13 protein-coding genes are annotated in these 12,101 nt (G+C 52.3%); 6 read left to right on the top strand and 7 right to left on the bottom strand.

Going from position 1 to position 12,101, the window contains the following annotated elements; translation table 11 throughout:
• The first annotated feature begins 33 nt into the window (after nt 1-33).
• From rlmKL to VSS37_RS18675, 3 genes are all read left to right on the top strand, one after another.
• Nucleotides 34-2,178, top strand: a complete 2,145-nt coding sequence (rlmKL, locus tag VSS37_RS18665) for a bifunctional 23S rRNA (guanine(2069)-N(7))-methyltransferase RlmK/23S rRNA (guanine(2445)-N(2))-methyltransferase RlmL (protein WP_324697648.1) — start codon at nt 34-36, stop codon at nt 2,176-2,178.
• Nucleotides 2,179-2,249: 71 nt separating this feature from the next.
• Nucleotides 2,250-2,495, top strand: a complete 246-nt coding sequence (locus VSS37_RS18670) for a hypothetical protein (RefSeq protein WP_324697650.1) — start codon at nt 2,250-2,252, stop codon at nt 2,493-2,495.
• Complete coding sequence (locus VSS37_RS18675; RefSeq protein WP_324697651.1) at nt 2,492-3,121, top strand: Lcl domain-containing protein; 630 nt, start codon at nt 2,492-2,494, stop codon at nt 3,119-3,121. The genes VSS37_RS18670 and VSS37_RS18675 overlap by 4 nt, the downstream gene beginning before the upstream one ends.
• Nucleotides 3,122-3,172: 51 nt before the next feature.
• On the opposite strand, the gene aspS is transcribed toward VSS37_RS18675, so the two are convergent.
• The 4 genes from aspS to VSS37_RS18695 all read right to left on the bottom strand — a co-directional run bounded on the left by aspS (nt 3,173) and on the right by VSS37_RS18695 (nt 6,751).
• On the bottom strand, nt 3,173-4,942 hold the full coding sequence (aspS, locus tag VSS37_RS18680) for an aspartate--tRNA ligase (protein ID WP_324697652.1): 1,770 nt from the start codon (nt 4,940-4,942) through the stop codon (nt 3,173-3,175).
• A 104-nt stretch (nt 4,943-5,046) separates the two neighbouring features.
• Complete coding sequence (locus VSS37_RS18685; RefSeq protein ID WP_324697654.1) at nt 5,047-5,610, bottom strand: porin family protein; 564 nt, start codon at nt 5,608-5,610, stop codon at nt 5,047-5,049.
• A gap of 68 nt (nt 5,611-5,678) precedes the next feature.
• The gene (locus tag VSS37_RS18690; protein ID WP_324697656.1) at nt 5,679-6,341 is read right to left on the bottom strand and encodes an outer membrane beta-barrel protein; all 663 of its coding nucleotides are present in this window, start codon (nt 6,339-6,341) and stop codon (nt 5,679-5,681) included.
• 146 nt (nt 6,342-6,487) lie between these two features.
• Nucleotides 6,488-6,751: an FmdB family zinc ribbon protein gene (locus VSS37_RS18695; protein ID WP_324697658.1), complete on the bottom strand. Its 264-nt coding sequence runs from the start codon at nt 6,749-6,751 to the stop codon at nt 6,488-6,490.
• Between the two features lie 111 nt (nt 6,752-6,862).
• Between VSS37_RS18695 and VSS37_RS18700 the strand changes: the two genes are divergently transcribed.
• Both VSS37_RS18700 and VSS37_RS18705 read left to right on the top strand, forming a co-directional pair.
• On the top strand, nt 6,863-7,702 hold the full coding sequence (locus VSS37_RS18700; RefSeq protein WP_324697659.1) for an SDR family NAD(P)-dependent oxidoreductase: 840 nt from the start codon (nt 6,863-6,865) through the stop codon (nt 7,700-7,702).
• A gap of 13 nt (nt 7,703-7,715) precedes the next feature.
• On the top strand, nt 7,716-8,150 hold the full coding sequence (locus tag VSS37_RS18705) for a hypothetical protein (RefSeq protein ID WP_324697660.1): 435 nt from the start codon (nt 7,716-7,718) through the stop codon (nt 8,148-8,150).
• Between the two features lie 587 nt (nt 8,151-8,737).
• Here the strand turns inward: VSS37_RS18705 and VSS37_RS18710 are convergent.
• The gene (locus tag VSS37_RS18710) at nt 8,738-9,124 is read right to left on the bottom strand and encodes a hypothetical protein (RefSeq protein WP_324697661.1); all 387 of its coding nucleotides are present in this window, start codon (nt 9,122-9,124) and stop codon (nt 8,738-8,740) included.
• Between the two features lie 160 nt (nt 9,125-9,284).
• Between VSS37_RS18710 and VSS37_RS18715 the strand changes: the two genes are divergently transcribed.
• Nucleotides 9,285-9,545, top strand: a complete 261-nt coding sequence (locus VSS37_RS18715; protein WP_324697663.1) for a hypothetical protein — start codon at nt 9,285-9,287, stop codon at nt 9,543-9,545.
• Nucleotides 9,546-9,970: 425 nt separating this feature from the next.
• Here the strand turns inward: VSS37_RS18715 and VSS37_RS18720 are convergent, their stop codons facing one another.
• Nucleotides 9,971-10,183 carry a hypothetical protein gene (locus VSS37_RS18720; RefSeq protein ID WP_324697665.1) on the bottom strand — a complete coding sequence of 71 codons (213 nt, stop codon included), beginning with the start codon at nt 10,181-10,183 and terminating at the stop codon, nt 9,971-9,973.
• Between the two features lie 961 nt (nt 10,184-11,144).
• Nucleotides 11,145-12,101: zonular occludens toxin domain-containing protein (locus VSS37_RS18725; RefSeq protein WP_324697666.1), on the bottom strand; the 957-nt coding region annotated here is incomplete at its 5' end.

Raw genomic sequence — 12,101 nt, forward strand, 5'->3', positions numbered from 1 at the left:
ACTTCCGTTTCATCCCCAAACTTGGCGCCTGCTATGCAACCTGACAACAACTCCTCTTTGCAATGGTTTTTTGCTTGCCCCCAATTCATTGAACCGCTGCTGGCCGATGAGCTGGTTAGCCTCGGCGCGGAACAGGTGAAAATCGGCCATGCTGGCGTACAGGCGGCAGGCGACTTGCGGTTCGGCTACAACGCAATGCTATGGAGCCGCCTTGCCTCCCGCGCCACGCTGCAACTGGCGCAGGGTTTTGGCAAGGATCAGGCGGAATTGGAGCTTCTGATCCAATCCATCCCTTGGCATGAGCATGTACGCCCGGATGGAAGCCTGAAAGTGCGCTTTTTCGGGCGCAATGATGACATCCGCAATACCCAGTTCGGTTCACAATGGGTCAAAGACCAGATTGTTGACCAGTTCCGCCGCAATCATGGCGAACGCCCCAGTGTCAGCGACAATCCCGACATTGTCATCGTGGTCAACTTACACAAGGGCAATGCCAGCGTCGGCATTGAACTCAACCAGCAAAGCCTGAGCCAGCATGGTTACCTTGATCCGGACACGCATCAAGCCCTGCGCGAAAACCTTGCCGCCGCCATCCTGATCCGCGCCGGATGGCCTGTCCTGCTGGCGGGTGGCGCTGAACCTATCAAGCTGTTTGACCCGCTTTGCAGCGCCAACGCCATCCTGATCGAAGGCGCGCTGATGGCGTTTGACATCGCCCCCGGCCTGTTGCGTGGCAGGACTGTCGCTAGCCGCTGGGTGGGTCATGACGCCGCTTTGTGGGAAACCCTGCGCACAGCCGCCCGGCAGCGTCAGGCGGAGGGGATCAGCCGCGCCAGCCGCTACGCTTTCAGTGCCACCGGCAACCCCGCCGCCATCCTGAATCTCCGCACTGACTGGCAGGCAGCGGATTTGCCGATGCAGCTACTGAACACTTTTCCTCCTGAGAACACAGGGTCGGGAAATGGAGAGGAGGATCTTGCCAACGGCTTGGTAATTACCCACCTGCCTTATGATGAAACCAGCCCCGCCGTGGCCTTGCAACCGGTGTATGCCAATTTGGGGGAACGTTTCGCCAGTTTGCCAGCAGGTTTTCGCGGGGCAGTCTTTACGGACGCCAAATCGCCAATAGCCCTGACCAATTTGTTCTACAGCAAGGAATACCGTCTGCTTAACGGCGAAACGGAATGCAAAGTCTATACATTTGATAACCTGTTACAAAAAGAACGTACAACCCATTATTTCTCCGAAGATTTGGCCAATCGGATCAAAAAGAACCTGCGCAAGTTAAAGCCCTTTATCAAGCGCGCCGACAGCAACGCTTACCGGGTTTACGACGCCGACATCCCCGAATACGCCATCGCTGTCGACCGTTACGCCGATTGGCTGCATGTGCAGGAATATGCCCCGCCCAAAACCATTGAGGAAAAGGTGGCGAAACAGCGCCTGGAGCAGGCGTTGATGACCTTGCCGGAGGTGTTGGGGACGCCTCCCGGACACATTGTCCTCAAACAGCGCAAACAGCAGAAAGGCCACAGCCAATATGAAAAACAGGGCAGGGTGGAGCAATCCCTGGTTGTCACGGAACATGGCGTCAGGCTCAAGGTGAACCTGACCGATTATCTTGACACCGGCCTGTTCCTGGACCATCGGCCAATGCGTCACTGGATGCAGCAGCATTCCCTCAGAAAAAGCGTGCTTAATCTGTTTTGCTATACTGGTGCTGTCAGCGCCCATGCGGCGGTCGGTGGAGCCAAACAGGTCGATAGCGTGGATATGTCGGCCACTTACCTCAAATGGGCGGAAGACAACTTTGCCTTGAATGGCTTACGGGCGGAACCCTACAAATACCGTTTCATCCAGGCTGATGCCGTGGAATGGCTGGAGCGCTGCCGGAACCGTTACGACCTGATTTTTCTGGACCCGCCAACTTTCAGCAATTCCAAGCGGATGGAGGATGTGTTTGATGTGCAGCGTGATCATGTCCGCTTGATCCGTTACGCCATGCGCATTTTGGAACAGGACGGAACCTTGGTGTTTTCCAACAACTTCCGCAAATTTAGGCTTGATCTGTCACTTGAGGCCAATTATCGGGTGCAGGATTATCGGTTGCAGTCATTGCCGGAGGATTTTCAGCGTGACCCGAAAATTCACGGCTGCTGGCTGATTCGGCACAAGTGAAGGCTTTTCAAACAATCAGCAGGGGAAATAGCTCTTATGGAAATGAAAAACAAACTCGGAATAGCCGCCGTGTGCACAGCGTTATCATTGGCGCTCAACGCTTGTGGCGGTGGCTCCAGTTCAAGCAGCACGGCTTCGGTTGGTACGACAACCGGGGGCTCTTCAACTACTGCGTCGACATCCAACAGCACGAACAACGGCACAACCACGACCACAACGACCACTTCCCCATCCACCACGGATACACCGGCAACCCCTTCAACCCCAGCCCCAACGCCGTCGGCACGTTATGCCAAGCTGGATGCACAGGGGAATGAATTTGCCCGCCACCGCCACTTCATGGGATTGTGTCAAGGATAAAGACACAGGGTTGGTATGGGAGGAAAAAACCGATGACGGTGGCTTGCGTGACAAGGATTGGCGTTACCGGCATTTCCACAACTACGGTGGTTACGCTTCTTCCGTGGATTACAATGGCAATGTCCTGTGCCAAAACCTAGGCTCCTCATCCTGTGACGCCTACACCTACGTGAATGCATTGAAAGGCGCGGCACCCTGCGGCAGAAACAACTGGCGGTTGCCTTTGATGGAGGAACTGCTGGGGCTGGTGCAGATCAATGCCAATGAACAACGCCCGAATATTGACCTGAGCTATTTTCCGGAAACCGCCAACCTTCCTGGCAAGGCGGCTTATTGTTCCGAAAACATGAATACCTACAGCACCTGCGGGGAAGGGTATGTGATTCCGGATGGCGTCGACCCCAACGCCCGCACGGAATGCAATTACCAGGGTGTCGATTATGGCTTGGCCATCCGGGCGGATAATCCCCGTGGCGACAGCATGGTGGCTTTACGCTATTACGGTGAAGTCCAGGATGGCAAACCTGTTTACCCTAATGCCAATTGGATTTGTTATACCCGTCTGGTCAGCAGTCCCCAATAAAAAAGGGCGGCTATATTCAAGCCGCCCTTTTAATTGAATCGCGGTAATGTCTTACTTTTGCGCCAATTGAACCCGGATGCTGAGTTCGCGCAATTGTTTGGGGCTGACTTCCGCAGGCGCATTGGTCAATGGGCAAGCCGCTGTCTGGGTTTTGGGGAAGGCCATGACGTCCCTGATGGATTGGCTGCCGGTCATCAACATGATCAAACGGTCGAGGCCAAAGGCCAAGCCGCCGTGCGGAGGGCAGCCGTATTTCAGCGCATTCAGCAGGAAGCCGAATTTTTCTTGCGCTTCCTCATCGGAGATGCCTAACAGCTTGAAGACGGTTTTCTGCATTTCCATATTGTGGATACGCACAGAGCCGCCCCCGACTTCCGTACCGTTCAGCACCATATCATAGGCGATGGAAAGCGCTTCGCCTGGATTGGCCAGCAATGCTTCCGCCGAGCCTTTGGGAGAGGTGAACGGGTGGTGCAGGGCAACCCAACGATTTTCCTTTTCATCCCACTCGAACATCGGGAAGTCGACCACCCACAGTGCGGCCCATTCGCCCTGCATCAGGCCGCGATCCTGACCCAGTTTGACACGCAGCGCGCCGATCGCGTCGTTGACGATGCGCGCCTTGTCAGCACCAAAGAAAATCAGGTCGCCAGTTTGTGCGCCGGTGCGCTCCATAATGCCCGTGACGGTTTCATCCGGCAGGAATTTCAGGATCGGGGATTGCAGGCCTTCGCGGCCTGCGGTGGCGTCATTGACCTTGATATAGGCCAGGCCTTTCGCACCGTAGCGACCGACAAATGTGGTGTAATCATCAATTTCCTTACGGGACAGCTCACTGCCGTTAGGTAGGCGCATGGCCACCACGCGGCCTTGCGGGTCTTTGGCCGGGCCGGAGAAAACCTTGAATTCGACATCCTGCATCAAGTCGGAAACTTCGATGAACTCCAGTGGGATGCGCAAATCCGGTTTGTCAGAACCAAAACGGCGCATGGCTTCGGAGTAGGGCATGCGTGGGAGCGGATCAGGCAATTCAACCCCGAGCGTTTCCTTGAAAGTGGCGCGCATCATGGCTTCCATCAGGTTCATGATGGCGTTGTCATCCATAAAGGATGTCTCAATATCCAACTGGGTAAATTCTGGCTGGCGGTCAGCGCGTAAGTCCTCATCACGGAAGCAGCGGGCAAACTGGTAGTAACGGTCCATACCGGACATCATCAGCAACTGTTTGAAGAGCTGCGGCGATTGTGGCAATGCGAAAAAGGAACCCGGATAGGTACGGCTAGGCACCAAATAATCGCGGGCACCTTCTGGCGTCGCCTTGGTCAGCATCGGCGTTTCAATGTCGAGAAAACCATGGTCTTCGAGGAAACGGCGCAGGAAGCCGGTCACTTTGGCGCGGGTCTGCATGCGCTTTTGCATTTCCGGGCGGCGCAAGTCAATGTAACGGTAGGTCAGGCGGGTTTCTTCGTTGACGCCTTCTTCGTCCAGCTGGAATGGTGGGGTTTCGGCGGCATTGAGGACATTCAGTTCCAAGCCGAGGATTTCCACCTGCCCGCTACGCAAATTGGCGTTTTCAGTGCCGGTAGGACGGCGGCGCACCTTGCCGACAACTTGCAACACGTATTCATTGCGGACGCGTTCTGCGGTACTGAAAACATCGGCGCGGTCAGGGTCGAAAACTACCTGCACCAAACCTTCACGGTCACGCAGGTCAATGAAAATGACACCACCGTGGTCACGGCGGCGGTTTACCCATCCACACAAAGTAACTTGCTGATCCAGCAGGGCTTCGTCCACCTGCCCGCAATAATGGCTACGCATTGTTGATTAGTTCCTGAAAATCCGGTTGCTTATTCTGTAAAGGCGGAGATGTTAAGCCCTGACAGCATTATACGCAAGCCGGATTCAGGAGGGTGTGCTTAAGGTCACAAAGTCGAAAGTGTTGCGCCAGCGGAATACATATTGGCGTCCAAATCACCGCCGACATGTTCGTATTCGCCGCGTACTTGCCAGTTGTCATTCAGTTTGTATCCTACCCCTACGCCGGAAAGGACATCAGTCCCATCCATGGCAGAAGTCCTCGTGCCTGCGAGGTCAGCTTCCGCCCGCCAAGCCATCAGGCCGACTTTGCCGGTCAGGGAGGTGGTATCGTTAATGGAATAAGAACCTATTGTCGACATTGCAATGCCAGTTCCTTTCACCACGGCTTCTTTTCCTGTGGTTGCATCCGTCCCATCATTGTTAAAGATGTTGTAATAACCACCTTCGACGGCAATGTTGTCATTGAACTTGTAGCCGCCCAGCAATTTCCAGCCGCTGCTGTCGCACTCCACGCCTTGGAAGTTACATCCAGCTTCGGATTTAAGCAGGCTATAGCCCGCATAAAATTGTCCGGGTTCTTCTTGGTCGGAAGCAAACAAATCCTCAGCCAGCACAATATGGGGAGCCATCGCTAGGCTAAACAAGCCTAACAAGAGTGATCGTTTCATTGGGGGTATCCTCTTTTATGCCCCCCCTTGACCAGATGGAAAGGGGGGTGGATGCGGGATTCCAGGGTTTAGAAAGTTGAGAAAGTTGCGCCAACAGAGTACAGGTTGGCGTTCAGGCCATCGAAGTGCTCAACTTCACCACGAACACCCCAGTTATCATTGATTTTATATTCAGCGCCTGCCCCGAGAGAAAGATCAACGCCATCAGTGCTGGATTCTTGGGTAACTGTCGCATTTTTGACGCCAACCTGCTGGACTGTGGCAGTCGTGTCCTTATTCCATGCCATTAAACCCGCTTTGCCGAACAGGCTGATTTCATCAGTGGCGGCAGTGCTGGCGACGCCAGATACGTTAAAACCCGTTGCTTGCGTGGAAATGGAAGCCCCATTGGCGACATTATTGACGCCAGCAATGACAGGGATGATTCCGCTTGAGCCGCCATCGCCAAAATCGACATAAGCGCCTTCCACGGCCAAGTTTGGTGTAACTTTGTAACCACCAAAAACCTTCCAGCCGCTAGGGGTAGGGCAATCAATATTACCTAATAACGCACCCGCTTCGTCTTTTACGGAATTACAGGTGCCGTCGCTGGTTTTGCCAATACTGGCACCACCATACATAGTGCCTGCACCTTCTTCGCTAGAACCCCCAAACAGTGAACCACCACCAGCAAACACGGAAGAACTTGTGAAGGCAGCCAACATGGCTGCGAACAGAATGGATTTTTTCATAATGCTTGTGACCTTTTATTGTTGTAATTAAGCAACCCCCATTATTTTATTCTGGTCGATATGAAAGACGCAATCAGCGCCTTATTTTTTCCGATGAGTGGCCGGAAAGCGGAGTGCCGGGTAAAAACCCGGCAAAACAGGCAGGGTTAGTCGGCCTTGCAGGCGGGGCAGGCCCCTGTCCCACAAGCTGCCGATGGCGCATCATTGGTGGCAAGATTTTTTTTGCCTCCGCTTTTAAAGTCTGTTTCATACCAGCCGCCCCCACCCAAACGAAACGCAGCCGCGGTCACTTTTTTTGTCAGTGATGCCGTATTGCAGGATGGGCAATCAGTTAGGGGGGCATCCGACATTTTCTGCAGGGCTTCCAATTCGTGGCCACATGAGTTGCATTGATAAGCATAGATAGGCATATTTTTATCCCATTACTGTATATTAGAACATGGTAATAATAGAGGTGGCATTGCTTGAATTCAATGAATCACGCTACATTCCTCCCTTCATAAGCAAGGATTAAAGGAAACATGCGTAACGTACTGATTACCGGCTGTTCCAGCGGCATCGGCTACTGTGTGGCGAAAGGCTTGCGCGAGCGCGGTTACCAGGTTTTTGCCTCTGCCCGCCAGGAAAAAGATGTCGAGCGTTTGGAAGGGGAGGGTTTTAAAACCCTACAGTTGGATCTTGCTGATCCGGAAAGCGTGCAGGATGCGGTTTATGAGCTGATGTTGCGCACCAACAGCGAACTGTATGCTGTATTCCATAATGGGGCTTACGGCCAGGCTGGCGCGCTGGAAGACATTTCCCGCGAAGCCTTGGAAAGGCAGTTTGCCGTCAATGTGTTTGGTTGGCACCAGTTGACGAACATGCTGATGCCAATCCTGCGCCAGCGTAACGAAGGGCGCATCATTTACAATAGCTCTATTCTTGGCTATATCGCGTTGCCGTTCCGTGGTGCCTACAACGCCAGCAAATATGCGATTGAAGGCATAGCGGATACTTTGCGGCTGGAATTGGCGGACACCGACATCAAGGTTTGCCTGATTGAACCGGGGCCTATCGAAAGTTCTTTCCGCATCAATGCCTTGCAGTCCCTGAAAGAACACGTCAATATCGACCAGAGCGTACACCGCCTCAAGTATCAGGGTGCCATTCGCCGTTTGGAAAAAGAGGGGCCGGCAGCGCCATTCACCTTACCGCCGGAAGCCGTGTTGAAAAAGGTCATTTGCGCATTGGAAAGCCCAAATCCTAAAGCGCGTTACCCGGTAACCATGCCTGCGCATTTATTTTGGGCATTGCGGCGGTTTTTGCCTGAGCGGTGGATGGATAAAATATTGCTACAGGTTGCAAACAGTGAAAATCAATAGGTTATGACATTATATGAATGATGTGTTGGAATATCTTTTTTTTACTTCTAAGGTCGCTGACAAATTTATCCAGGTATTGCGTGAGCACAATCTTGACTACGAACAAGACATTGAGCCTGTGCAGAAAGCCATAATCCTGAAAATTTCCGAAGGCGTTATTGATGATGGGCTTTGGGATGAATTGGACGCACTCTACGATGAGTTGAGCACAGAGGATCAGGCTGTGTTGGAAGCAGGGCTTGAAGATGAAAGCTCCAAAAGCGCCGCAGGTATTTACCTGCAATTATCCGGAGGGAAACAAACCCTCGCACAGGTAAGCCCTGATGTGATGAACCGTATCCTCAGCGTCATCAGCATGGACGAGCTTAACGCGTTTGTGGACACAATCGTGCGGAGTGTGGAAAACCCCGACGATTCACCGATCTGCGAACGCTTTTGCAAAACCTAGTTTGCCCAGAATTGGGTTTTACATTGTCGGCAAAAATAAAGCTTCTTGTGGGTAAATAGTTTGCGGAAGCGGGGAAGACGGCTTTTGACCAAAGCAGTGGCGCTCGAACAGACCGGGCAGGATAGGGTGTCATGTTTATGAAACGGTTTGCTTTGATGGTGCGCCTGATGCTGATATGTAACGAAACAACCTGACAATTCCATATTGAAAGTTTCTCCATTCATTGGGGCAACACCACTTAGCTTTGACTAGACCCTTTACAGTATAGACCATGTCAACGTGAACGCCCCATGTAAACTATTTAGACAAGATCATTTCATCTTAGTTCATAACATACATATTATGTTTATTTAACATAATACACATTATGCGAAATTGGCGATTATCTTTGTAGCAAGCTTACTGCTTGTCACCCAGAGTGGAAATTTCCATTCCAAAACACTGCGGCAATGGACTATGCCATCCCTTTTGATCAGGGGAATTTCTAATGGACACAAGAAGGCTTATCACACCTTGGAAAGGTTGGGCTTGGTACGATGAATTGTACCTGGTCGACCCGGATGGAACACGTTACAGCCAGGACATGATCAAGTGCTCACCTTGGGCAATGGAACTTGCACACCAACTTTCCGGCTCACCACTTCAAGTATTTTCACTAAAGGCTGAGTTGCAGCGGCGGCTGGCAACACCACCACCTGAGATTGTAATCCGTTGGGCGGGTCAAGAAACCAGAGTTTCACCACCAGGGTGGAAGCTAAAAACTTAACTTCCCAAGACATCACCGAAACTTTGGGCAATTCCTGCAATTGGCTTTCATCCAGGAGGATTTCAACCTCTTCCCTGCCCTTGCCCTCTTTCGGTTTTTGTTCGCATTCATCATTACGCAAATCATGCGACATGGGAACGCCCCCACAATAACCATAAGCAAGGCGGCGCTGGTAATCAGGATCAGAAGTTTGAGGTTTGCTTTCCATACGGTTGCTTGTAATTGTTCATGTCAGGTTCATCATACCAACAAAGCCAAGATGGAAAATTGCCAATAGGCGGACGGTATTGCCTACGGATTTACCTTGCCAGGAACTGAAACGGATAATCAGCCTGCCCCACAACCAATAAAAGACAAGTAAACCCCCCATGAAAAAATGCATCCCATTCGTTGCCGTCATGGTTGCCTTCAGCGCAGGCAATGGCTATGCAAACATTAACGACCAGTGCCAATATCTGAGTGACGAAAACGACAACAGGAATGAAACACGTTGCCAATGCTACACAAGGCAAGCAGATTATTATGAAAGCAGGATGCGCGCCGGATATGCCGCCAGTGAATATGACCAACTGGAGGAGAAACGGAAATACTTCAAGGACAAGGCATTCAACTGCAAGCCTAGGAAATAGGCTTTGCCTTGAACTGGTGTTCACGGGATAGGATGCGGATACTGAAATTCCAGCTTCCAAACTCCCCACCCCACTTTGAACAAAAAAACTTCGTGGACAATGCCATTGCGGGCTTGTTTTCAAGCCCGCAATGGCCTGTTTGTCCCAAAAATACACCCAAAATGTTCAGTTTTTAAGCTAGTTTTTGCACTTATTTGGTGCAGTGATCAAATATTATATAGAAATATGAACGCACACTTAACGAAAAACCTAGGGTTAACCCTAATTTGAGTATAAAAATCTAACAGAAAATGCCCGTTTTTCCCATGTTTTCCCACTCATGGGACAAAGTGCCGGTGTTACAAGACACCGGCACAAACACATTTTTTTTCCTGTGCTGCTGAAAAGGCAATTCAAAGAGGGGGCATTGCTGCGCAACCGGGCTGCTACGGGTTGCGCTGCGCTCCAGCCGCCATGGCGGCCAAGCCCTGCACATCCCTTGCCCTTCCGGCTTCCAGCCGGGCGGGGTTTCCCCGCACCCCACAGCCAGGAAAACCGGGAGGCCAAGCCACCAGCAGAACCACAAGCGCCCACAAGCCCACGCGCGTTGTGCCACTGTTGCACCGTCCACGCTTGCGCTGCCATCGGTGCCAATCCATATTTTGCCCTGCACGCAGGACAAGGCTGGCACTCGCAGGCATCGCCAGCGATCCGGGACACCCTCCCCACAACGTGGTTATGCTGGCGGCCTGCCCCGCCCCAACCCAACTCCGAACAACCACCGAAGAAGAGACGGCGGCCGCTGGCCGCCGTCGAAGAGAGGCCGCCCGCAAGCGGGCGGCCAGGGGCAAACAACAGGGGCAGCCACCGCCCCAAAAGCGACCGGACCAGGAAGAACACAAGATCGACTTGCCTGTGTCTATTCGACCGGTAAAAACCGCGACCAGGAAACACCCAAAAAGATGCGCTTACCAGCGCAAGAGGCTTTCAGGGTGGCGGGCTGGCAGGGATTCCCTGGACAACAAACGGCAAGCCACGGACAAAGGATTAACTACGAAGGCTTACGGAGCGCGGTAGTGCCAGATTCTGGCGATGCCGAAGCGGCTACGCCGGATTACGCGGGTTGGAAACTGTTACACATTTCAGATACTCCCCGCCGCTACTTTCAAGAATGCCAACACACTTGGCCACATGCCAGCCATCGCCCGCCGCCGCAGGCTAAGGCAAAAAGGAAAGTCCCCAGCTCAAGCATTCAAACGAGAACCGCATCCAATACCCACAAAACCAGTCATATTTCATGAGTGCACCTTATTTGTGCATCTCAATTTAGGCGGAATTAGGGTAAACCCCAGCATGAAAATATACCGTTCATCGATGGCATGTTTATTGCGTTATTGACCTGAACAGTTGTTAATCAGAATTGAGATTGAGAAATTAGAATATTTTTTATACAGGTGGTGGTGGAAAGCTGGAAAAGACCAGAAAGCCCATAACCCACACTGGGATCCAGAACACCTAAAACCCACCAGTTGCCCCCCTGCCCCCTCCTCGCAAACCCACACAGATCAACAACACAATCAGGGCTGCCCCGCCCGGCGCGGGCTTCGCAGGCTGCGCCCGCTAGGGCGGGGCAGCCCCCTCTGGCTGACTGGATGCAACTTGCGTTGAATTCGCTGGCGAGGCATCTGCCTTGCTATCGGGCGGCAGTTCTTCTTCACAGAACGCATAGGAGGTTACGCCCCCCGCTGACAAGATAAAGTAACAGGGCGTCAATTGGGAGACGGAGAGGCCAAGCCCAGCAGCTTGGGAGTCGGACAGTTCGAAATACTGGCCACCATTGAGGAACACACGCAAGAAGAAATGCTTGCGGCTACCCACTGAGTAAGTGCCAGTGATGAGGATTTTCTGAGAGGCCGTCAAGAAGCGGAGACGAGGAGGAAGCGCAGGGACAGCGCCAGACCCCACAACAGCAGGACGAAAACCAGGAGACGCACCAGGAGCAGACCCAGCCTTTTTAGAATCCACAGCACCAGATGCAGGGACGGTTTCAGTATGTGTGTTGTGCAAAGTCTTATCGACGATTTTAGGAGTGCCCATACTGATGGCAGCAATAATGACAAGTACCAGGAAAACAAGCAGCCCCAATATTTTAGGGTCCTTAAATAGCGACTGGCCCGCAATCGTGTCTGAATGCTGGCCGGTAGCAGTTGACTGGTAAAGATCGAAAACATAAGCCGGAATCCTTTTGCGCAGGATGGAATAGAAATCGGATGGCTTGCCGTTAGTGTCGGCAGAGTGATAGCCCTCAACGTAACGGCCTTTGAAGAAACGGCCAAGGGTGGCCAAGTTTTTATGCTTGTAAGCCGATTCAGAACAAGAACGGACTACCGGATGGACTTTGGAAATGTTGGGGGATGTGACGACAAAATCCCAATTCTTGTGCCGGTGCTTTTCAAATGCCAAGGCAATTGTCAGAAAGCGCCCGTCAAAGTTGGCCTGATCTTGCCCTTCGGGATAATCCAATTTTTTTAATCTATTGGGAAATCCCCCGGCTTTGCCGGGGAGACGTGCATAGTT

It is taken from the genome of Candidatus Thiothrix phosphatis, from assembly GCF_035668035.1.
GTDB classification, from domain to species: domain Bacteria; phylum Pseudomonadota; class Gammaproteobacteria; order Thiotrichales; family Thiotrichaceae; genus Thiothrix; species Thiothrix phosphatis.